The following is a 21781-nucleotide window of genomic DNA, read 5'->3' as shown; positions in this document are numbered from 1 at the left end:
AGTAATATAGCGCTAAGTTAGAGCAAAAAAATAGCCGTAAAAATCTTTATAATATAATTAAAGACTTTACGGCTATTTACGCTTAGATGTTATTTAAACTTTAGACGATAATGATTTAAAGAATACATAACCAAAACCGATGAAAAGCATTAAGTGAAAAGGAAACAATCCAAAATCACCACCTTGATCTCCAACAATAAAGGCACTATACATCCCGAATGCAAAATAAAGCATCAATAAGCCTTCAATAATAACATGAGGAGATACTTTTTTTATTAAGTATTTATTGCCTTTCCAAGAGTCTTTTAGTGTACTAATGTTAAATTTTGGTGTACGTACAAATTCACTTCGTTTACCAATATGACCTTCAATTACTGCAATAGAATTATGAAGCGAAAAGCCCATAGCTATTGAGAAAAAAGTAAAGAACATACCAATATAGCTGAAGAATTTTTTAAACCCACTACCATAAATATTCTTATACATAAACCAATAGCAAACAAAAAAGATAATGGTACTCATAACAAAGAAACTCATTACATAAAAGTAGTTTCTTAGGTGAGCATATTCATTTTTAATATACAACATCGGAATACTTAAAATAGCAACCGTAAAAATGCTTAAAAACATTGTACTATTTAAGAGGTGAAGTAAACCATGTACTTTGGTTTTAGAAGAAATATTATCAGACTTTAAAACACGCCAACGCATTTTTCTAAAGTTTTCTGCGCCACCTTTATTCCAACGGAATTGTTGCGAACGTGCAGCACTGATAACTACAGGTAATTCAGCGGGAGTTTCAACATCTTCTAAATATTTGAATTCCCAATTTTTTAATTGTGCTCTATAACTTAAGTCTAAATCTTCGGTAAGCGTATCACCTTCCCAATTTCCGGCATCGATGATACACGTTTTACGCCAAACACCAGCAGTACCATTAAAGTTTATAAAGTGACCTTTACTATTTCGTCCCACTTGCTCTAAAGTAAAATGGGCATCTAAAGCAAAAGCTTGGATCTTTGTTAGTAAAGAATAGTTTCTATTAATATGTCCCCAACGTGTTTGAACAACACCAATTTTTTCATTCTTAAAATAAGGAATAGTACGTTTTAACCAATTGGGTTGAGGTAAAAAGTCAGCATCAAAAATAGCAATGTATTCACCTTTTGCTATTTCTAAACCTTCTTTAAGGGCACCTGCTTTAAAGCCACTTCTATCTGTTCTTGTTATGTGTGTGATGTCTAAACCAGTTTTAGCCAACTGCTCTATATGTGCTTTTGTAGTTGCAACAGTTTCATCCGTAGAATCATCTAAAACTTGAATTTCTAGTTTGTCTTTTGGGTATTCCAAAAGAGCAATGTTATCTAACAAACGTTCCATAACATACATTTCATTGTACACAGGAAGTTGAATGGTAACTAACGGAATCTCTTCAGAATTTGAAAAGTTAAACTTGTCACAAGTTTGTCTTTTCTTTTTTGAAGAAAGATAATTGTAGAGTAAATTTAACTGTGCTAAGGCATACATAAATATGAGCACTATAGCAACAGTGTAAATAACGATGATGGTGTATTGAAGGTAAATCACTTAAAACTGTATTTAAAAATCCATGTCAAGATTTTTATGCCTGCAAAGATAGCACCTTTTATCGTTCCTGAAACTTTTGAGACACCTATTCTGTTTCTATAATTCACAGGGACTTCTTTGTAGCTTAGTTTTTGCTTTAAAACTTTAAGTTGCATTTCTACTGTCCAGCCATAAGTTTTGTCTTCCATTTTTAGGCCTAAAAGCTTATCATATTTAATAGCTCTAAAGGGACCTAGGTCTGTAAAGGTAGAACGGAAAAATAATTTCATTAAGCTTGTTGCGAGCCAATTACCAAAAATTTGAGGGGTTGTCATTGAGCCTTCTTCTCGTAATTCTTTGACACGAGAACCAACAACGAAGTCGCTATTTTCTTCTAAAATTGGTTGAATTATTTTAGTTAATTCTTCAGGATAATCACTGTAATCTCCATCTAAAAAAACAATAATATCTGGTTTATTTTTTTGTTGATAAATATAATTTAGGCCCTTTAAACAGGCATAACCGTAACCTTTTTGATTTTCAATTAAAACAGTGGCTCCTGCGTTTTTTGCATTAATTTCAGTGTTATCTGTTGATTTATTGCTTATTACAATAATTTCATCAACGATAGATGGAATATCTTTAATAACAAGAGGAATCGACGCTTCTTCGTTATAAGCAGGAATAATAACTTTTATATTGGGCATTTAATCTATTTATGAGCGCTAAAATACGGTTTTGAAAATTTTTTTGTCTAAAAATTTACACTAAGCTAATTGTAAACTATTAAATGTGGAATATACTAAGGTTACAATTTGTGAAATGAAATACAGTAAGTCTTGATGCAATATTTAAATTAAAACGTTCAAAATTATTTTGAACGTTTTAATTATGTATTAATATTGAAATGAGTTTAGAACCAAATTATTTCTGATTAACGAAATCCATTAAATCAACATCGTTTCCTAAAAGAATTTCTGTTGGATTAATACGTCCTTCCATTGAATCATTTTCTAATTTTAAAACTCCTCTTGGGCAAACAGCAGAACAAACACCACAACCTACACAACTAGATCGTACAATGTTTTCACCTTTTTGAGCATAAGCTCTTACGTCGATTCCCATTTCACAACTGTTAGAACAGTTACCGCAAGAAATACATTGTCCGCCATTAGTTGTTATTCTAAATTTAGAAAACAAACGTTGTTGAAAACCAAGAATAGCAGCCATAGGACAACCAAAACGACACCAAGAGCGGTTTCCTAAAATAGGGTAGAACCCTGTTCCTATAACTCCAGAAAAAATAGATCCGATATAAATACCATAAGCAGATCTTAAGGCACCAGCTTTAATATAAAAAAGGTGATCTGTTGTTCCTGTAAAATGCATTACAAGTAAAAGTATAATAACGATAAAGTAACCAATAGCTCCGTATTTAGCATCTTTACCTAGTTCATGTCTTTTAAAGATCATTACAGTCGCAAAGACTAAAGTTAAAAATCCGATAACTGAAACGATAAAAACATCTCTTGTTAGCCAGAAATCATTTTTGTCATAACCTAAATACGTATAGATCATGGCTACGGTCATTACAATAGAAAATACTAAAACGGTATGGATTAACCAACGTTCTAATTTCCAGGCAGACATCTTTTTGGAAGATAATTGTCTAAAGGAGTCACCAGCAGTTTCAGCTAATCCTCCACAGCCACAAACCCAAGAACAATACCAACGTTTACCATATTTATAGGTTAAGATTGGTGTGATTACAAAGATCGATATAATACCAAATAACAATAATGCAATACCAATGTTTCCATTAGAGAGAAAGCCATTTACAGACCACTCATCAAAAATGTAATAATTAAGGGGCCAAATACTTTTAAGATCGTAGTATGGTAAATCGTTATTCATAACATACATGAATTCAGGAATCAAAAAGGCAAAACCCAATTGAAAAAACATCACTGAAACGGTACGTAATTGTTGGTAGCGATTATGTCTATATTTTAGAATAAATTTATAACCAAAAGCTAATATTGCAACGGTGTAAAGTGTTCCGTAGACAAACCATTGACTGGCATCTCTTCCACTTAATAAATGACTTAAAGGATCAAAAAGACTAATTAAACCCGTGTTTGCTTCTCCATCAGTCCCCAACCCTAGATATTTTGGAAAGAAATAAAGCACTATATAAAATGAAGTTAAAATTACTCCTAGAATCCATCCTAGAATTCCACGTGATGATATGGATTTAAACCAAACACCATCATTTTTTATACCTTCTAGTTTGGTAAGGTAAGCTTCTCTAGAATATATAATAATACCACCGATTATAGATCCTAATGAAAGTGTTAGAAATAACCCTTTATTAGGAAAGTTAGTATTAAAAAGAGCTAATGTGAATATAAATAACCCAATGACACCTATAGCAAGCGCTACTTTTTGTTTTGTTGTAATATCTAAGGCATCAGGTTTAGCCAATGACATACTATGATTTAATTTATTGCTCATTTTTATACAGTTTGTAATTGGTTATTGTAGGCTTTTAAAATATCTTTTTCAAATTTTGAATAAAATTCAGGATCAAAATTAGCTTCAGGTAAATGATTTATTACGTAATCTAAATCACGTTTTTCGGTGAGCCATCGGTCAAAAACTTCATGGCGCATTCGAATTCCAAAATTATTAATTCCTAAAAATTCATTTGTGTTTTTATCATAAGCAATGGTGATACATTTAGTGTCGTCTTCATGTTTCCAATGAAAATGGACTTCATGTTCCGGTCTTCCACGCTCTGCAAATACCCAACCGTATGTTTGATATTCAATATCTAAAAATTTTGCGGAGTTAAACCAATGGCCTGGTTTGTATGCTATTCGGTTGCCACAAATAGTTTGCGCTAAAGTTTCACCCATCATACGACCTGTGTACCAAACGGCTTCAATAGGTCTTCGGTTTCCAATAGCTTCGTGTTGTTCTGCACAATCACCAATACTATAAATATCAGGGATATTTGTTTCTAAAAAACGATTCACTTTTACACCACGTCCTATTTCAATACCAGAATCTTTTAGAAAGTCAATATTTGGTGCAACTCCGGCAGTTAAGCCAACGACGTTACATTCTAGTTCTTCTCCTGTTTCTTCAATAATTACTGATTTTACCTTCCCGTTTTCGTCAGAATTAATGGCTCTAAGGTTTGTTGAAAGTCGTAAATCTATGTGATGATTTTTAATATGTCTATTAATCATTTCGCTTTCACCTTGTGGTAAAACGCCATTCCAAAAGCTATCTTCTCGTACTAAAAATGTTACAGGAATACTTCGGCTATTTAGCATTTCAGCCAATTCAATACCTATTAATCCTCCTCCAACAATTACAGCACGTTTACAAACATCTTTATTTGGGGCATATTTTTCAAGCTTTTCTAAATCTTGTTTGTGATACATACCTAATGTGCCTTCTAAATCTTGACCTGGCCACCCAAATTTATTAGGTTTACTTCCTGTTGCGATAATTAATTTATCGTACTGAAGTGTATCTCCTTCTTTAAAATGTAGGGTTTTTGTCTCTGTTTCAACTTTGCTTACAAAACCTTTTTTAAGTTCAATCCTGTTCTTTTCCCAAAACCAATTTTCATAAGGTTGTGTGTGTTCAAACTTCATATGTCCCATATAAATGTACATTAAAGCAGTACGCGAGAAGAAAAAATCGGTCTCACCCGAAATAATTGTAATTCTTTTATCTGAAAGTTTTCTAACATGTCTAGCGAGTGTAACTCCAGAGATGCCGTTGCCAATAATAACGATATGTTCCATGGGTATTGTCCGAAAATTCGGTAAGATTTAGGTTAGTGATAAAATATATAGGTCGAAGGTTTTGTTAAAACCTTAATCAATAAGTGAGATTTCTTTAAATTTAGGCATAATTTTTAATAATATGCGATATTTTTTTTACTGCCTTTTTCTTTTTTTACTTTTTGGCTGTGCTGCGATTCCGTTTCAATCGGCTAAAATTAATGGAGTTAGCTTTGTAGCCTCTCGAGGTGTTGTAGATTCTTCACATGTAAAACCTTTAGTGCAGATAAATGCTAATGCTGCCGCTGTTATGCCTTTTGGGTTTATAAGAGATCAAAATCATCCAGAGGTTACTCATAATACCAAACGTCAATGGTATGGAGAAACCCGTTCTGGAGCAAAACAATATATTGAAGCGCTTCATCAAGAAAATATCCGAGTGATGGTGAAACCACAATTGTGGATTTCTCATGGAGACTTTACCGGATTTTTAAAAGCAGATACTGAAACGGATTGGGAATTGCTAGAAGTTTCATATTCTGATTTTATTTTAAAATATGCTGCATTAGCGGAAGAGTTAAATGTTGAAGTGTTCTGTATAGGAACAGAGCTTGAAGAATTTATAAAAAATAGACCTGAATACTGGCATCAGCTTATTAAAGAAATTAGAACGATTTATACAGGTAAGCTAACATATGCTGCTAATTGGGATGAGTTTTGGACAACACCTTTTTGGCCCGAATTAGATTATGTTGGTGTTGATGCTTATTTTCCGGTGAGTGATATGCAAACCCCAAGTATTGAAGACTGTATTAAAGGGTGGGAGAAACATAAAGAAGGCTTAAAAGAGTTTTCTAAAAAACTCGATAGACAAATTTTGTTTACAGAATATGGTTACAGAAGTGTAGATTATACAGGGAAGGAACCTTGGCGTTACGATCGTTCTATGACGTCGGTAAATCTTGATGCCCAAAATAATGCTACGAAAGCATTATTTGATGCGGTTTGGGATGAAGATTGGTTTGCTGGTGGCTATTTATGGAAATGGTTTATTAACCATGATGAAGTAGGTGGTATAGAAAACAATCAGTTTACACCTCAAAATAAACCTGTAGAAGCTATTATAAGATCGCATTATGAGCGTAAGTTCAATTAATATAAATTGAGCTTACGCTATATTAAATGATCTTAATCATCACTTTCAAGTGCTTTAAAATCTTTGATGGCTTTATTAGGTTCTATAATATTGGAGCCTTTCCAAAAATCAGGATCATATTTGTTGAGGCGTTCTGGTGTGACTAAAGATAAATAGAGAATTAATTATAAGACAACCTTTATGTATAAATTTAACTTTAGCTTTGAAAAAAAATAGAAGAGTATGAGAACGTTAGCAGTTGGTGATATACATGGTGGATTGAAAGGATTAACTCAACTCTTAGAAAGAGCGAATATAACACCTGAAGATACGTTAATTTTTCTTGGAGATTACGTGGATGGCTGGAGCGAAGCGGCACAGGTAATTACCTGTTTAATTGATTTGTCTAAAACAAATAAATGTGTTTTTATTAAAGGAAACCATGATGTTTGGTGTGAAAAATGGTTAGCTTCAGATGAGGTGAATGATATTTGGTTTAAAAATGGTGGAAAAGAAACCATTGAAAGTTATCAAGATTTTTCTGATGGTGAAAAAGAGATGCATCTTCATTTTTTTGAAGCATTAAAATTATATCATATAGATTCTGAAAATCGATTATTTCTTCATGCAGGTTTTTCTTCAATGAAAGGTGTAGAGCATGAATTGCACACCGAAAACTTCTATTTTGACAGAACATTATGGGAAATGGCATTAACTTTAGATAAGAATCTAAATAAGGATTCAGTACTTTATCCTAATCGCTTAAAACATTATAAAGAAATTTATATTGGTCACACACCAACAACTAATTTCGACGAAGATAAACCTATGAATTGTGCTAATATCTGGAATGTAGATACAGGAGCAACTTTTAAAGGGAAATTATCTGCAATCAATATTGAAACCAAAGCGATTTTTCAAAGTGATAAAGTTATGGATTTGTACCCTCATGAATTAGGACGAAATCGGAAAAAGTGAATTGTGCTTAGCAGATGTTTTTCTTATAATAAGTTACTAGATCATCGGCAGAAGCACCAAACCATTTCTTTACATAAATGGTCCAAAAGTGATATTGCACTTTCCAAATACCATGTTTACGGTAAAGTCTTGCTGAGGTTGTTAGTTTTTTATTGATCACTGTAAATTGATTACGAGCGTACAATTCATTAATCAATATGTTATCTTCGTAAATAATATAGCTTTCATTATAACCTCCAATTTTATTAAATAGTGCTACGGTTATAAACTGACTTTGGTCACCTCCTCTGCTAACGCGCCAATTAAACTGTGTTAGCCAACTCGCTAACCTAAGCCACCAATGATTGCTGTCGAATTGCATTCTAAAACAACCTGCTTCATTCCCTTTTTTAACTTCGTTAATTATAAGTTGATCAAAATTTTGAGGTGGATAAGAATCTGCATGTAGAAAATATAAAATATCTCCTTTAGCACGTTTTGCGCCAGAATTCATTTGCTTAGCTCTTCCTTTTTCTGAACGAATTAAATTTATCCCAGTTTGAGAGAAGTTTTTTTTTATGAAATCGGTATCAAGCGGAATCACCTTGGGTTTCGCACTTTTAGAACTAATAAATTTAGTAATAATATCTTCAGTACCATCTGTGCTTCCTCCATCAACAATTGTTATGTCAACAATATTTGTAGCTGTTGAGTTAGTTGTAAGGTGTTGTAATAATAAGCCTATGGTCTGTGCCTCGTTAAATACCGGAATAATTATACTTATCATATATCTACTTACGTAAAACAAATAGAAATAGTTTTATTCATTTAAATTCCAATCGTAATCTTTAAAACTTTTTTTAGCTGAATTTGAAATTTTCACATCAGAATATTGATTAAGAAAATCAATTAAACTTCCATTAGTTTCAAAATCCTTTTTAAACCATTTAAAGATTCTAGAGATTTTTATCTGTTCTTCGGAAAGTTCATTTTTTGTAGTGTCGGCTAAAAACTCTTTGGTGGCATTAGTTAATTGATCTTCTAATTTTGAAGCTGTAAAAGCTGTATTTTGTAATTTAGGACATGATATTGAAGCACACACAATAGCAAAATGAATTCTTGGTTCGTTCATGCTTCTAAGTATTTTGTGCTCTATATCATTTAGATTTTGCCAAGTAGTTCCGAGTTTCCAAAGGCGCTGATCCCAAGGGTCCTTAATGTCCTTTATGCTTTTTATAGGATAATTTTTTAAGATTAAATCTATTGTTAAAGCGTTGTAAGCATTAATCCAATAAGCTAGTTTATCATTCTTAGTCCAATCGTCCTTAGGCTGATTGGTTTTTAATAGTTCAATATAACTTTGAAGTGTTTTATAGTTACTCTTTAGACCTTTGTAATCGACATTTCCGTCAGCTGAAACAAATTTCTGAAGTAAATCATTAAAAGTTGAATGGTCAAAGGTTTTATAATGAGTGATTTCTGTGTTTTTAGTAAATCCATTATTACTTATGATTCCATTTTCGTCTAAATTGATTTCGACAGAATTTTTTTGACTAATGTTTTGTGCTCCAAAGCAAGATGAAGCAAGAAGGATACTAACTATTAAAGCAGGAAAATATTTCATATATAAATGTGTTTAATGGTATAAGAAAGCTATTATAAAGCTTTGGATTTTCGTTTCTTTGAAAATGCAGGATAAACGGATTGTCTAATGAAGTCTTTAGGGAAAATATCGTCATCTTCAAATCCTAATTCTATATCTCTTCCGTCATGCGGAATGTAATCTGTTTTAAAAAGATAATCCCAAATACTGAGTGTAATACCAAAGTTAACTCCAAAACGTTCTCCTTCTGGTAATTCTTTTACATGATGCCAAATATGCATTTTAGGATTGTTAAATACATATTTTAAAATCCCGTAATCCCAACCTAAATTGGCATGATTAAGATGGCCAACAGCAATACTAAAGAAATGGACAATAGCAACATCTTGAGCATCAAAACCACCAATAATAGCAATGGGGATGTATAGTATTGATTTGTACATTATAGGTTCTATCCAGTGGTAACGTAAATGTCCAGCAAATCCCATCTCTTTTATGCTGTGATGTACTTTGTGGAAATTCCAGAGCCATTCAAAACGATGTAATAAACGATGTGTATTCCATTGTACAAAATCTGAAACTATAAAAAAGATAAAGAGACCTAGCCACCTTGGTAATTCGTCTACATCAAATAATTGAAAGCTAGAAACGGATAATCCTGCCAGTCCTAAAACATCATTAAATAGTTCTGAAACCGTATTAGTTAAAGAGATTAAGACAATAAGGTTTAACAAAAAGAAATTGAAAAACATGTAAAATGTATCTAACCAAAAATCGTTTCTAAAAAGGGCTTGTTCCTTTCTCCAAGGAAAAGCAATTTCTAAAATCCATACCAAGACAGAAATAAGAATTAGACCATAAAAAAAGTTATCCCAATGGTAAATATCAATTAGCTCATATTTGAGGTAATTCCAATAATCGGAATAAGATTTTGTAAATATGTCTAGGTATTTTTCCATTCAGGTCTAAAAAAAGAGGCTTTTAATTCTTTACTCTTTTGTTGTTAAAATCTGTTTAAGCTTACAAAGTTTTTATTAATTTTTTAAACAATCTAATCATGTTGGGTTCTGCTTTACCGGCCATGGCAATAATTTCAGAGATATCGACGGGTTTTAAATGTTCTGGATCACACTCGTCAGTTAAAACAGAAACAGCAGCCACTTTTAAGTTAAGATGATTTGCTACAATAATTTCAGGAACTGTACTCATTCCAACAGCATCTGCTCCTATAATTTTAAGCATTCTATATTCTGCACGTGTTTCTAATTGTGGTCCAACAACACTAGCATAAACACCTTTATGTAATGTAATGTTATTTTCTTCTGCGATACTTTCAAATTTAGAATTGATATCTGCGTCATAAGGTGCGCTCATATCTGTAAAACGTTCTCCTAATTCTGATACACCTTTAAAAGCGAGCGGTGAACTTCCTTGTAGATTGATATGATCATCAATAAGCATTAATTCCCCTTTTTTGAAATCTAAGTTTACGGCGCCAGCAGCATTAGAAACTAATAGCGTTTTAATACCAAGCTTCTCCATAATTCTCACAGGAAATGTTACATCTTGCAGTGTGTAGCCTTCATACACATGAAAACGACCTTGCATAACAACCACCTTTTTACCTTCTAAAAGGCCATAAATAAGTTTGCCTTTATGAAACTCTACGGTGGCAGTCGGGAAATTAGGAATGTGATTGTAGCTCGCCTCGGCAAGAATTTCAATCTCATTAACTAACTGTCCTAAACCTGTACCTAAAATGATTCCAATTTCGGGTTGGTCAAAACCTTTATTTTGTAAATATTCGGTGGTTTCTGTTATTAGTTTAATCATTGAGCTGTTGTATTTTTTCTTGTAATTTGATGTTTGATTTATAAAATGCTGAAGCAATTAGGTCTTCATAAGTATCAATATCGTTTAAAATATCTAAGGTACTAACTGTAACGTTATTTTTATGTAACTCTTGTAACGTACCTTTTAATAAATTAGGTTGACTCCATGGTTTATTAGTGAAAATAGAAGTGTTTAATTTAGACATTCCTATTAGATAATAACCACCATCTTCAGCAGGTCCAAAAACAACTTCACTTGTATTTAAAGCGTTTATTCCTTTTGTAATGTGAGTGGAATTAATGTCAGGTAAATCAGAACCAATAAGTACTATTTTCTCATAACCATCTGCAAAGCCCTCCTTAAAAGCATTGAGCATACGCTCACCTAAATCTGCTCCGCTCTGAACCATTTTAATTTCATTTTTCCATTGCGTATCTACAACAGCATTAGAAAAATAAATGCGTTTATCAAAATCTAATGCTTCAGTTGCTTTTTCTGTGATTTTAACTAATTCGGTATAAACATCAAAAGCGCCGTAGTCACCAATAGTTTTAGCAAGTCTTGTTTTTACAGTTCCTAATTTTATGTTTTTTACAAAAACAATTACGAGAGATTTATTCATAGATTTTAATACCTTTTTGTAACCATTTACCCCATTCTATGGAATAAGCATGTACGTTTTCTGTTTCTTTTTCTTCGGAATTAAATACAGGAAAATTATTGTTCTTCCATTCAAAAACACCACCAAATAAATTATAAACATTGGTGTAGCCTGCTTCTTTGAGCTTCTCGCCAATGTCTTCTGAACGGACACCAATAGAGCAGTAAACAATAATGGTTTGTAAAGAATCTGGAAGTGATTTTTTAACTGTATTTATATCGAAATTTTTATAACCAGCATATAATGCGTTTTTTATGTGGCTTACATTATATTCATTAAGTTCTCTAGCATCTAATACTTTAGCATCTGTAATTTGAACTGCTAATTCTTGTGTGGAAACATAAGGAATCGCCTCTTTATTATACTTTTTTAATAGCTTTACCAGCGTATCCTGGCTATATCCAAGAGTGCAAATGAATAAAAAAGATAATATAAAGAGTTTTTGCATTTTGCTTTAGTATAAATAATTAGTTTAACCTTACAATAGTATTGTTTTTCCTTTTAATAGTTTCTCTGCTTCAGGCAAAATTTCCATATTGTCCCAAATTCCAGTTACAATTGTTTTTGCGTAAGATTGAGGTAGCAATCCGTTTAACATTAATTTGTTGGTGAGCATATGGTTGTATTCTAACTTACGGAAATTTGCAAGTATAGGTTTTGTAGTATCGTCTAAAATTGTAAACCAAACATCAGGACTACCATCATTTGCGGGCATACCAATCACTCCCGGATTTATCCAAAGTTTGTCTTTTTGTTCCTCTATAAACGGTAAGCCTGAATGTCCTGCAATAATAATATCACTTTGTAATGCTGTAAAATTTTGAAGTTTAGTTGACCAATCCGTCGATTTAAATATGAATTCAGAAACATTAAAATAAGAACCATGTACTACCGAAACCTTTTGATTCCCATAGTTGAATGTTATATGATCTGGAAGCGTATGTAAATAATCTAAAGACGATTTTGATAGTTTGCTCTTAGCATACGGATACCATTGTTGTGAAAACCCATCACAACGAGAACCCTTTGTAAAATCACAGCCGCAATCGGCTTCATCATCTCGTAACTGTATTTCTACATTACCAACAATACTCCTTGCATTCCAATTCATAAAGGTTTGCATGGTTTCTTCTGGTTGGGCACAATAACCAATAATATCTCCTGTGCAAATGCAATTTCCTGGTGAAATACCTTCAGATTCAGCTATGGCAATTAAGGCTTTAAGCGCCTGAAGGTTGCTGTAAACTCCACCAAAGAGTAGTGCTTTACCCGTTAAGGTTCCGATGTTTGTTATTTTTTTATTCATAGTATTTCACGTTAAAGTGAAAATTTATTTCTTATGTTATTTATGAAACAGAATTTGCCTTTAATACGTTGTTTTCGATGGTAAGTATTTCGGAATAAAATATAAAATAGTACAACTCAAAATTCCCCAAATATTAACCCAAAGCAAGTCGGCATATTTTCCTTCTGTAAAAATTAAAGCTTCCGGAAACAGATCAAAAATGAGTAAAAACCCAAATGTTAAACCAGAAATTACACTTAGATAAAAACTGATTTTGGGAACTTTAATATTCCAGAATATAAAAACCGGTGTTAATCCTATAACCATGGTTCCAGATATGGTAGTGGCAGATAATACTTCAGCATTTAAAAAAACGGGTAGAGTTCCTAAAATAGCAATTGCTGCCATGGATGCACGCCCGAAAGTTATATCATTTACCATGCCTAAATCAATGGCTAATAATTTTGAAAATGAAGAGAATGTAGAATCTAATGTTGATGCTGCTGAGGTTATCATAATAAAATTAATGACTAATAAGATGACGACACCAAAGGCTTTTCCGACTTCTACGGCTGCTTGTCCTTTAAAACCTTGGGTTTGCGCATAAACACCAATGACGCTAAATAGTATAATGCAAATGGCACCCAATAAACTGGCCCATAAAAAACTTTTTCGTGTCACTTTAGGCGAACTGATAAAGGCTCTATCTGTTAAAACAGGATCGTGAAACGGGTAACTAAACGATTGAATAATGGCAGCGAAGAAAAGATTTAAACCTAATTCAAAACTCCATGTTCCAGAAGTGGCAACATCAGTAACACTAAAGTTTTCAATAGAAAATATATTCCACAGAATTACTATAAGTAGAATACTGAATAATACCATCTGAATCACATCAGTAAAAATAGAACTACTCAAACCTCCTTTTATAGCATAAGCTAATGTCAATATGGTGAAAACAATTATGGCTTTATAGTAGTTAGAACTACCTGTTTCGCCAAAATAACTGCCAATTACCATGGTATTACTCCAAACTTCATTAAATAAACGAATCGCAATTAAAATCGAAAACAAAGCCATAGCTCCTTTTCCGAATTTGCTAGTTAAAAATTGATGGATACTTTTAAATCCGCCAACAACGCGCATTTTGTAAATTAGTAAACCAGCCACAGCAAATGATAAATAATAACCAGCATACGCAACACCACCAACAATACCAAAGTCTAAACCTAAATTGGCCGCATTAGTAATACTCTTGGCGAAAATCCAAGAGATAATTAGGCTGCCAGTAAGCACAAAAGCGTTTGGTGCTTTCTTTTTATGAACCGCCTTAAAAAAATCGTCTGTAGTTTTTGCTAATGGTGATAATATAAAGAGTATAACACTCGATGCAATTATCAATAGCCATTGCCAGTTAATTATATCCATGTATGTTTATTCGTTCCACCAAACTGGCACGTTTATACTATTGTTGTCGGTTGCGTTGGCTGCAACACTGTAATTTTCGAAATTTAAAGCGGCTTCTTCTGCAGGATAAGGCATTCTTATCGGAATTAAATCGTCGTTTAAACTAGCCGAAATTGTTTGTAATTCAGGGAAACCAGTTCTTCGGTACTCTATCCAACCTTCATAGCCATTAATCACATTTGCAATCCATTTCTGTGTTAAGATTTGTTCTATTGGGTTTGACCCAAAAGCATTATAAGCGGCAGGGCCAGAAAGGTAATCAGTAGGTAATTCCGTGTGCCAATACTCAAACGCTAAAGTAACTCCAGCGTTGTATAACATCTGTGCATCTGCATTGATAAAACCTTTGGCAGCCGCTTCGGCTAAGGCAAATTGTACTTCCCAAGCGGTTATAAAATTAGCATCTAAAGTTGACGTATCTTCTCTGAAAGCTGTGCTTGCTAAAGAATAATCTGCTAAAGCAATAGAGGTCGAAGATGCATCAATACCATTTAATAAACCATTAAATTCATTAGTGCTTGAATTTGAAAACGGACGAAATAAACTTGAAAGTCTCGTGTCATTCAAGCCAATTAAAATATCTTCCATAGTTTCGGACAATACAAAATTGTTAAAATCTCCAATTCGTAATTGTGCCAATCTAAAACTGTTTGGGTCTGTGTTTGTAAAATTGAAAATAGCATTTTCACTGTTTGAAGTGATATAATTGCCTTCATCAAAAAGGGGTTGTAAATCACTAGAAACATCTATTTTATCCGAAATACGAACCAAATGTTTAATTTTTAAGGCATTCGCAAATTTTATCCAAGCGGTTAAATTGCCATCAAATAAAATATCGCCTTCCAATGGAATCACATCAGAATAGGCTTCAATTGCAGCAATACCTTTATCTAAATTATCTAATATACCGTTTTCATTAAGATAGATGTCTTCTTGTGAATCGTATGATGGTGTTACGGTGCCTTCAACACCATTGAACGCTTCAAAATAGGGAACGTCTCCAAATAAATCAGTTAAACCAGCAGCCATATAGGCTTTTAAAATTAATGCAGGACCTTCGTAAACAGCAAAGGTTTCTGTTGTTCTAGCTTGATTTAGGATAATTTCATTATCTCTCAAATTGGTATAAAAAATAGGCCAAGGATTACCTCCTAATTGTGGTGATTTTAAAGCATGTCTATCAAATAAATTGAAATCTAAAGCGGTTCTATGTTGTGCTAATAAATCACCAGCAACAAAGCCTTCGTAACTCATGTTTTCTCCAAAATCGTAAATAACCTGTCTTAGCAACAAACTCGGTTGGACTGAACTTGGTTGGTTTGGATTGGTATTGATGTCTTCAAAATCTTTGGTACAACTCATTATTGTTGCAATAAATAAAACCGAAAGTATATATGTGAAATTTTTCATGTTGCTTTTTTAAAAATTAAATCCGGCTTTAAAACCAATACTTCGTGTTGTAGCATAACTCATGTCTTCAACACCGCTTACAAATCCATTACCTTGAACGGCTAATTGTTCCGGGTCAAAATGTGGATTTTCGGTTATGGCAAATAAGTTGTTTCCAACTAAGGAAAGACTAATGTCAGCACCTTCTTTCAAACCTAAAAATCCATCTTTTATATCAAAAGTATAGCCAATAGCGAATTGACGTAACTTTAAAAAAGAAGCGTCATAAACGTTATTCTCTTCATGATTTCTATCGTAAAATTGTCGGTAATAACTTTCTGCAGTAATCGCAACGGTATTTGCTTGTCCAGTATTTACATTGACACCTTGTGCAACAATTCCGGCATCTGGTCGGTAACTCGTTTCGGCTAGTTGGCCACCAACATTTCCTAAGGCACGTGTTCTCGAAACAATTTCGCCTCCTTGTCGCCAATCGAATAAAAAGCTCATATTCCAATTTTTATAATTGAAATTGTTACTCCATCCTAATGTGAAATCTGGATTGTAATTTCCTATTTTTTTTAAGTTGTCATCGGCAATGTAGTTACCATTATCATCAATTAAAAATTCATCATTTTCATTTTTTAGATAACCAGTTCCATAGAAATCTCCAACACGTCCTCCTTCTTCCACCTGAAACCAAACCGTTTGGTTGGCGCTATCATAAATTCTACTGTAAGCAAGTGTTAACCTTCCGTCGGACTGTGGTAAATTTTTAATTACAGAACGATTAGTGGCAAAGTTAAACGTGCTATTCCAATTGAAGTTATCCGTTTGAATTGGTGTAATCCCTAAAACAATTTCTACACCTTGTGTGTTTACATTTCCGCCATTAACTACTTGTTGGTTATAACCCGAGGAAATAGCAACAGGTAATGAGATAATCTGGTCTTCTGTATTAGCGTTGTAATAGGTGAAATCTAAACGTAATTTATTATCTAAAAATCGTAAATCTGTACCAAACTCATAAGAAGTGGTGCGTTCTGGTTTTAAATTGGCATTGGGAATAAAATCTTGGTCGCTAAACGTAGGTTCGCTATTGTATGGTGTTTGTGATACAAAAGCACCAGAAGTTTGGTAAGCACGTGTGTCGTTTCCTACTTGTGCCACACTCGCTCTCAGTTTTGCGAACGATACAGCATTTGGTAATTCTACAACATTAGATAAAATAAAACTCGAAGAGACAGAAGGGTAGAAAAACGAAGTGCCATCTACCGAAAAAGGGGTGGCTAATCCACTAGACCAATCATTCCGTCCTGTAATATCTAAGAATAAAAAGTCTTTATAGCCCAGTTTTGTAATACCGTAAAATGAATTAATTCGCTTTTCACTTTCAAACTGAAACGTTTCAATAGGTGAAGCTGCATTATTTAAATTAAAGATTCCTGGCTGTGCCAAACTAACCGTTTGTGATTGTTTAGTGGTTGCGATTTGATTCAATCTATTTCCACCTAAAAACACATCTACAGAAATATTATTAAACTGATTTTTATAGTTGATTAAAAAATCCGTATTCACTTCTCTAAACATGACATCGTGTTCTGCGTATGCACCATTACTAAAACGGTTGCTACTGTAAGCTCTTCGTAATTGTCTAGTTTCGGTGCTGTAATCCATTCCTGTTCTAAGAGAAACACTTAAATTTTTAGTCAGCTCTTGTTTAATGGATAGATTTCCAAAAATACGGTCGCGATTAAAGGAATTGGTGTTTTCATTTAATGTGAAATACGGATTATCAAAAAAAGTATAGTTAAACGAGTATTGTTGCGTGCCTTCTAATCCAGGTTGCCAATAATTTTTTAAATTTTGAATATTTAAAGAGCGTGGTCCCCAAGCAACAAGTGAATAATTTGCATTTTCGCTACCATAACCATTAGACGGTCTGTTGTCACTACTAGAATTAATATAACTTATGGAAGCGTTAATTTTTGTTTTGTCACTCGGGTTAAAATTCAGTTTTGTAGAAATGGTTTGTCTATCTAAATTAACACCAGGAATAATCGATTCACTTCCTAAATCGGTGAACGATAATCTATAATTTCCGGTATCAAACCCATTAGAAATCGATATGTTATTAATCGTAGTAACTCCTGTTTGATAAAAATCCTTTAAGTTATCTGGGTTTGATGTAAAAGGTGTTGCTGTTATTGCTAATCCATCATATAATGCTGTGTCTCCACCACGAACAAAAGAACCATTTACCAATTGTACAGGACTATCAAACTGAGGAATTAACAAACCAGTGTCTAATCGTGGTCCCCAAGAATAAGTGATGTTGTCATTTATACCACCGCCTAAACCGTCTACATATTCAAATTCTCCAGAATTACCTTGGCCATATGAATTTTGGAAATCGGGCAATTTAAAAGCAGATTCAACAAAAAGAGACGAATTAAAACTAACGCCTAACCCCCTTTTGTTTTTTCCGTTTTTGGTTTCAATAACAATAACACCATTAGAAGCTCTTGTGCCATATAATGCAGCAGCACTCGGACCTTTTAAAACCGTCACGGATCCAATATCATCCGGATTGACCTCCATGCCACCGTTACCAAAATCAATTTCTTGAAATCCAGCAGCAGCTTCATTGGTGAAGTTAAAAACGGTTTCGTTGTTTATTGGCACACCATCAACCACAAATAAAGGGTTGTTGTTAGAAAAGGAAGCTTCGCCTCTAATCGTGATTTTAGATGAAGATCCAACACCTGTTGCGCCTTGTGTAACCGTTACTCCTGCTAATTTTCCTTGTAAATTATCTAGAAAGTTTACCGTTTTGACTTCTGTTAGTTTTTTAGATGAAATGGCTTGCACAGCATAACCTAATTCTCGGGTGTCTCGCTCAAGACCTAAAGCAGTAATTACAACTTCGTCTAACGCAGCAGAATCTTCTTGTAATTCAATATTGATAATAGTTTGATTTCCTACTTCAATAGTTTGTGTTTTAAAGCCTAAAAATGAGAAGGTAAGTTTGTTTGTAGTTGAGTCAACTAGTATTGTGTAGGTGCCATCATCGCTTGAGGTCGTTCCTTGTCCTGAATTAGATGTGATATTAACAAAGGGCAAAGGTGTTTTTGAACTAGCTTCGGTAACTGTTCCGGTAATTGTAATTTGGGCATTACTGAAAAAGCAAAAGCATAGCAGTAAGCATAAGTAAATGTGCTTCATATGTAGACCACAAAGTGTGGCGGTTTTTTAAAATATTAGATTATTTGAAAGAAAAAATCCTTAGGAATTAATGAAATTAAAACCCAATTTTAAATATGAAGTAAAATAGGTGAGCCTTTATTGTATTGTTTTTTGAAAACTGTTTTACCATGAAAAACAGAGGCTACTATTACAATTGTTTTTACTGTTTTTAGAATTTTTAAAAGCAGTTTTCTAATGTTGAAATCTAAAGACTTAAAACTTTTTAAGATCAGTTCTATATCTGAAGTGTCATCAATATCTGTTAGCGTTTCTAAGTAAGAAATACTTTCGTTTTGTTGTTGTAATTCATGATGTAAACAACGTCTTAATTTTGAAGTTTGCCAAGGTAAATTCTGGATGTCTGTTTTACTAAAATGTGCTTTTTTGAAACCCATTAAATAGAAGCCACCATCGGTTGAAGGTCCTAAAACATAATCTGAATTCTCTAATTTATCTTTAGCTTTTACTATAAGATTCGCAGTAAGGTTGGGAATGTCATTACCAAGTGTTATAACATTTTGAAACCCTTTATTAAAAACGGTTTCAATAGCATTGGTAAAACGTTCGCCAAATGAATCTCCTTTTTGCGCTTTTTCAGAAATATGAAAATAAGGTAAACCCGCTTTTTTTACTGTTTTTACAGTATCAGAATCAAGCAAATTAAAGAAGTCAGAAGAAGCAACTGATTTTGACGTCAATTGTTTTTCTGCAGAATTTGCAAAGATTAATATGGCGGTTTTGTTATTCATTGGTTATTCCTGCTCAGGCAAGAATGTAATTTTGTTTCTATTGTGATATTTCTACTTTTATCTGAATTTGTTTATGCTACAACACCTTGGCAACTACTTCCTGCTCCAGCAGTACAACCATAGCAATGTTGAGAAATAACGATGTTTCTTCCTTCTAATAATTCTTCGTTAAATTCTGAAATATGCCTAGACTTACTATTTACGGGTAATTCTAACATCTGATTAAAATCACAATCAAATAAATACCCATCCCAACTAATAGATAGTGTATTAGTACACATTACGTTTTCAACAGCAGTAGGATTATAAGCTTCTACTAAAGAGTACATGTAATCTTCATAGTTTTCGGAAGCGATTAAATAATCTAAAAATCTAGCAATTGGTAAATTTGTAATGGCAAATAAATTGTGAAATTCAATTCCAAAATCGTCCATCAATGCCTTTTTGAAATCTTTTTCCATAGCCGCTTGGTCTCCTGGTAAAAATGCACCTGAAGGATTGTAAACCAAATCTAATCTTAAGTCGCTACCTGGCATTCCGTAGCCAACAGCATTTAATTCTTGTAATGCTTTTATAGATTTATCAAAAACACCATCACCACGTTGTTTATCTGTTTTTCCACGTGTCCAGTGTGGCATAGAACTCACGACATGTACATTGTGTTTTTTAAAGAATTCTGGTAAATCGTAGTATTTTTTGTTAGCTCTAATAATGGTTAGGTTAGAACGTACAATGAAATCTGTAATACCAACTTTAGCAGCTTCTTCTACAAACCATCTAAAATCCGGATTCATTTCTGGTGCTCCACCAGTTAAATCTAGTGTGTGTGCGCCAGAGTTTTTGATCACTTCAAGACATTGTCTCATGGTGTCTCTGGTCATTATCTCTTTTCGGTCCGGACCAGCATCAACATGGCAATGGTCGCAAACTTGGTTGCACATGTAGCCCACATTGATTTGTAAAATTTCTAATTTTTTTGCTTTTATAGGAAATTGACTCGTTTCTGAAATCTTATCTTTAAAGGTTGGTAATTCACCATTTTTAAAAATGCCATTAGAGAGGATTTCTAATTGCTTATTGCTTTGCGATAAATCGTTTCCGAGTTTTTTTAGGGACTTTGTTGCCATTAATTGTTGCTCTTAGTTGTAATTCTTACGAAAAAAAAGAGGTTAAGGTTTTATGCTTAACCGTCTAATTTATTCACTTTATTCATCATTTGTACTCCATGTACTAAAGTTGCGCCACTTTTTATTGCTGCACCAACATGTATGGCTTCCATCATTTGTTCTTTGGTAATACCACGTTGTAATGTGTCTTTTGTGTAAGCATCAATGCAATATGGACATTGTTCTGTGTGTGCTACAGCTAAGGCAATTAATGATTTTTCGCGCGCTGTTAGTGCGCCTTCTTCAAATACCTTACCGTAATAATCGAAGAATTTAGTTCCTAGTTCTTCATTCCATTCTGTGATTTTTCCGAATTTGCGTAAATCCGCAGCATCGTAATATGGTTTTGACATAATATTTTTTTGATTTAGAACAATCAATATACTGTATTATGTCGAAGTTAAATTGTAAAAATTACAGAAATTTATGAAGAGAACTCATTTTAGTATTCTGTTTTGTCTATTTTTTTAGTCCATTCTTGAAATGGTTCTAAGGCTATTTCGCGAGCTAATTGCTGAAAAGGAATACTTCTTTTTTCGTAAGGAAGCGGGATTTCTTTATATATAAATTCATCATCAAAACCAATATTTGCAGCATCTACTTGGTTACTTCCGTAGTAAACTTTATCTGGTCTGGCCCAATAAATAGCACCTAAACACATTGGGCAAGGTTCGCAAGAGGTATAAATTTCGCAACCTTCTAATTGAAAAGAATCTAAGTTTTTGCAAGCATCTCTAATAGCTGTAACTTCGGCATGTGCTGTTGGGTCATTTGTAGAGGTCACTTTATTATTTCCGCGTCCTACAATTTTTCCATCCTTAACAACAACGCAGCCAAAAGGTCCGCCTTCATTGTTATTCATTCCTTTTAAAGCTGCATTTACAGCTTCTTTCATAAATTGTTCTTTATCTGTCATATCTCATT

At 33.3% G+C, this 21781-nt stretch carries 20 protein-coding genes; 2 read left to right on the top strand and 18 right to left on the bottom strand.

What is annotated here, in order from left to right:
- Positions 1-93 precede the first annotated feature (93 nt).
- The 4 genes from HM985_RS02240 to HM985_RS02225 all read right to left on the bottom strand — a co-directional run bounded on the left by HM985_RS02240 (position 94) and on the right by HM985_RS02225 (position 5387).
- Positions 94-1584 carry a cellulose synthase family protein gene (locus HM985_RS02240; RefSeq protein ID WP_179374945.1) on the bottom strand — a complete coding sequence of 497 codons (1491 nt, stop codon included), beginning with the start codon at positions 1582-1584 and terminating at the stop codon, positions 94-96.
- Positions 1584-2273: a glycosyltransferase family 2 protein gene (locus HM985_RS02235; protein WP_179374667.1), complete on the bottom strand. Its 690-nt coding sequence runs from the start codon at positions 2271-2273 to the stop codon at positions 1584-1586. The genes HM985_RS02240 and HM985_RS02235 overlap by 1 nt, the downstream gene beginning before the upstream one ends.
- Before the next feature lie 217 nt (positions 2274-2490).
- Complete coding sequence (locus HM985_RS02230; RefSeq protein ID WP_179374666.1) at positions 2491-4080, bottom strand: 4Fe-4S binding protein; 1590 nt, start codon at positions 4078-4080, stop codon at positions 2491-2493.
- 2 nt (positions 4081-4082) lie between these two features.
- The gene (locus tag HM985_RS02225) at positions 4083-5387 is read right to left on the bottom strand and encodes an NAD(P)/FAD-dependent oxidoreductase (protein WP_179374665.1); all 1305 of its coding nucleotides are present in this window, start codon (positions 5385-5387) and stop codon (positions 4083-4085) included.
- A 121-nt stretch (positions 5388-5508) separates the two neighbouring features.
- Here HM985_RS02225 and HM985_RS02220 point away from each other — a divergent pair, with 121 nt between their 5' ends.
- Together HM985_RS02220 and HM985_RS02215 are read left to right on the top strand one after the other, a co-directional pair.
- Positions 5509-6522, top strand: coding sequence for a glycoside hydrolase family 113 (locus HM985_RS02220; RefSeq protein WP_179374664.1), 1014 nt, complete (start codon positions 5509-5511; stop codon positions 6520-6522).
- A gap of 222 nt (positions 6523-6744) precedes the next feature.
- Complete coding sequence (locus tag HM985_RS02215) at positions 6745-7479, top strand: metallophosphoesterase family protein (RefSeq protein ID WP_179374663.1); 735 nt, start codon at positions 6745-6747, stop codon at positions 7477-7479.
- 7 nt (positions 7480-7486) lie between these two features.
- On the opposite strand, the gene HM985_RS02210 is transcribed toward HM985_RS02215, so the two are convergent.
- The 14 genes from HM985_RS02210 to HM985_RS02145 form a co-directional block, all read right to left on the bottom strand.
- On the bottom strand, positions 7487-8245 hold the full coding sequence (locus HM985_RS02210; protein ID WP_179374662.1) for a TIGR04283 family arsenosugar biosynthesis glycosyltransferase: 759 nt from the start codon (positions 8243-8245) through the stop codon (positions 7487-7489).
- Positions 8246-8278: 33 nt separating this feature from the next.
- A complete protein-coding gene (locus HM985_RS02205) occupies positions 8279-9082 on the bottom strand; it encodes a DUF547 domain-containing protein (protein WP_179374661.1) in 804 nt (267 codons plus the stop codon).
- Between the two features lie 32 nt (positions 9083-9114).
- A complete protein-coding gene (locus tag HM985_RS02200; RefSeq protein WP_179374660.1) occupies positions 9115-10020 on the bottom strand; it encodes a sterol desaturase family protein in 906 nt (301 codons plus the stop codon).
- 61 nt (positions 10021-10081) lie between these two features.
- Entirely contained in the window at positions 10082-10894 is an 813-nt protein-coding gene (locus HM985_RS02195; protein ID WP_179374659.1) for a purine-nucleoside phosphorylase, read from the bottom strand.
- On the bottom strand, positions 10887-11516 hold the full coding sequence (locus HM985_RS02190; protein WP_179374658.1) for a TIGR04282 family arsenosugar biosynthesis glycosyltransferase: 630 nt from the start codon (positions 11514-11516) through the stop codon (positions 10887-10889). Before HM985_RS02190 ends, HM985_RS02195 begins: the two co-directional genes overlap by 8 nt.
- Positions 11509-12003 carry a rhodanese-like domain-containing protein gene (locus HM985_RS02185; RefSeq protein ID WP_179374657.1) on the bottom strand — a complete coding sequence of 165 codons (495 nt, stop codon included), beginning with the start codon at positions 12001-12003 and terminating at the stop codon, positions 11509-11511. Before HM985_RS02185 ends, HM985_RS02190 begins: the two co-directional genes overlap by 8 nt.
- Before the next feature lie 30 nt (positions 12004-12033).
- A complete protein-coding gene (locus tag HM985_RS02180) occupies positions 12034-12861 on the bottom strand; it encodes a metallophosphoesterase family protein (RefSeq protein WP_179374656.1) in 828 nt (275 codons plus the stop codon).
- A 60-nt stretch (positions 12862-12921) separates the two neighbouring features.
- On the bottom strand, positions 12922-14268 hold the full coding sequence (locus HM985_RS02175; protein WP_179374655.1) for a sodium:solute symporter family transporter: 1347 nt from the start codon (positions 14266-14268) through the stop codon (positions 12922-12924).
- Between the two features lie 6 nt (positions 14269-14274).
- Complete coding sequence (locus tag HM985_RS02170) at positions 14275-15717, bottom strand: SusD/RagB family nutrient-binding outer membrane lipoprotein (protein WP_179374654.1); 1443 nt, start codon at positions 15715-15717, stop codon at positions 14275-14277.
- A gap of 9 nt (positions 15718-15726) precedes the next feature.
- Positions 15727-18921: a SusC/RagA family TonB-linked outer membrane protein gene (locus HM985_RS02165; protein ID WP_179374653.1), complete on the bottom strand. Its 3195-nt coding sequence runs from the start codon at positions 18919-18921 to the stop codon at positions 15727-15729.
- Between the two features lie 89 nt (positions 18922-19010).
- Positions 19011-19691, bottom strand: coding sequence for a TIGR04282 family arsenosugar biosynthesis glycosyltransferase (locus HM985_RS02160; RefSeq protein WP_179374652.1), 681 nt, complete (start codon positions 19689-19691; stop codon positions 19011-19013).
- Between the two features lie 71 nt (positions 19692-19762).
- Entirely contained in the window at positions 19763-20818 is a 1056-nt protein-coding gene (gene arsS, locus HM985_RS02155; RefSeq protein WP_179374651.1) for an arsenosugar biosynthesis radical SAM (seleno)protein ArsS, read from the bottom strand.
- 56 nt (positions 20819-20874) lie between these two features.
- Entirely contained in the window at positions 20875-21210 is a 336-nt protein-coding gene (locus HM985_RS02150; protein WP_179374650.1) for an arsenosugar biosynthesis-associated peroxidase-like protein, read from the bottom strand.
- An 89-nt stretch (positions 21211-21299) separates the two neighbouring features.
- The gene (locus HM985_RS02145; RefSeq protein ID WP_173586395.1) at positions 21300-21773 is read right to left on the bottom strand and encodes a nucleoside deaminase; all 474 of its coding nucleotides are present in this window, start codon (positions 21771-21773) and stop codon (positions 21300-21302) included.
- Positions 21774-21781: the final 8 nt, after the last annotated feature.

It is taken from the genome of Winogradskyella wichelsiae (assembly GCF_013403925.1).
GTDB classification, from domain to species: Bacteria; Bacteroidota; Bacteroidia; order Flavobacteriales; family Flavobacteriaceae; genus Winogradskyella; species Winogradskyella wichelsiae.
This window is presented reverse-complemented; position numbering and strand designations above follow the sequence as displayed.

Excerpts from the sequence above, each read along its gene's own strand:
- arsS (WP_179374651.1), bottom strand. The coding sequence starts at position 20,818 with ATGGCAACAAAGTCCCTAAAAAAACTCGGAAACGATTTATCGCAAAGC.
- HM985_RS02170 (WP_179374654.1), bottom strand. The coding sequence starts at position 15,717 with ATGAAAAATTTCACATATATACTTTCGGTTTTATTTATTGCAACAATA.
- HM985_RS02185 (WP_179374657.1), bottom strand. The coding sequence starts at position 12,003 with ATGCAAAAACTCTTTATATTATCTTTTTTATTCATTTGCACTCTTGGA.
- HM985_RS02160 (WP_179374652.1), bottom strand. The coding sequence starts at position 19,691 with ATGAATAACAAAACCGCCATATTAATCTTTGCAAATTCTGCAGAAAAA.
- HM985_RS02220 (WP_179374664.1), top strand. The coding sequence starts at position 5,509 with ATGCGATATTTTTTTTACTGCCTTTTTCTTTTTTTACTTTTTGGCTGT.
- HM985_RS02190 (WP_179374658.1), bottom strand. The coding sequence starts at position 11,516 with ATGAATAAATCTCTCGTAATTGTTTTTGTAAAAAACATAAAATTAGGA.
- HM985_RS02150 (WP_179374650.1), bottom strand. The coding sequence starts at position 21,210 with ATGTCAAAACCATATTACGATGCTGCGGATTTACGCAAATTCGGAAAA.
- HM985_RS02175 (WP_179374655.1), bottom strand. The coding sequence starts at position 14,268 with ATGGATATAATTAACTGGCAATGGCTATTGATAATTGCATCGAGTGTT.
- HM985_RS02195 (WP_179374659.1), bottom strand. The coding sequence starts at position 10,894 with ATGATTAAACTAATAACAGAAACCACCGAATATTTACAAAATAAAGGT.
- HM985_RS02210 (WP_179374662.1), bottom strand. The coding sequence starts at position 8,245 with ATGATAAGTATAATTATTCCGGTATTTAACGAGGCACAGACCATAGGC.
- HM985_RS02230 (WP_179374666.1), bottom strand. The coding sequence starts at position 4,080 with ATGAGCAATAAATTAAATCATAGTATGTCATTGGCTAAACCTGATGCC.
- HM985_RS02235 (WP_179374667.1), bottom strand. The coding sequence starts at position 2,273 with ATGCCCAATATAAAAGTTATTATTCCTGCTTATAACGAAGAAGCGTCG.
- HM985_RS02225 (WP_179374665.1), bottom strand. The coding sequence starts at position 5,387 with ATGGAACATATCGTTATTATTGGCAACGGCATCTCTGGAGTTACACTC.
- HM985_RS02180 (WP_179374656.1), bottom strand. The coding sequence starts at position 12,861 with ATGAATAAAAAAATAACAAACATCGGAACCTTAACGGGTAAAGCACTA.
- HM985_RS02205 (WP_179374661.1), bottom strand. The coding sequence starts at position 9,082 with ATGAAATATTTTCCTGCTTTAATAGTTAGTATCCTTCTTGCTTCATCT.
- HM985_RS02200 (WP_179374660.1), bottom strand. The coding sequence starts at position 10,020 with ATGGAAAAATACCTAGACATATTTACAAAATCTTATTCCGATTATTGG.
- HM985_RS02145 (WP_173586395.1), bottom strand. The coding sequence starts at position 21,773 with ATGACAGATAAAGAACAATTTATGAAAGAAGCTGTAAATGCAGCTTTA.
- HM985_RS02165 (WP_179374653.1), bottom strand. The coding sequence starts at position 18,921 with ATGAAGCACATTTACTTATGCTTACTGCTATGCTTTTGCTTTTTCAGT.
- HM985_RS02215 (WP_179374663.1), top strand. The coding sequence starts at position 6,745 with ATGAGAACGTTAGCAGTTGGTGATATACATGGTGGATTGAAAGGATTA.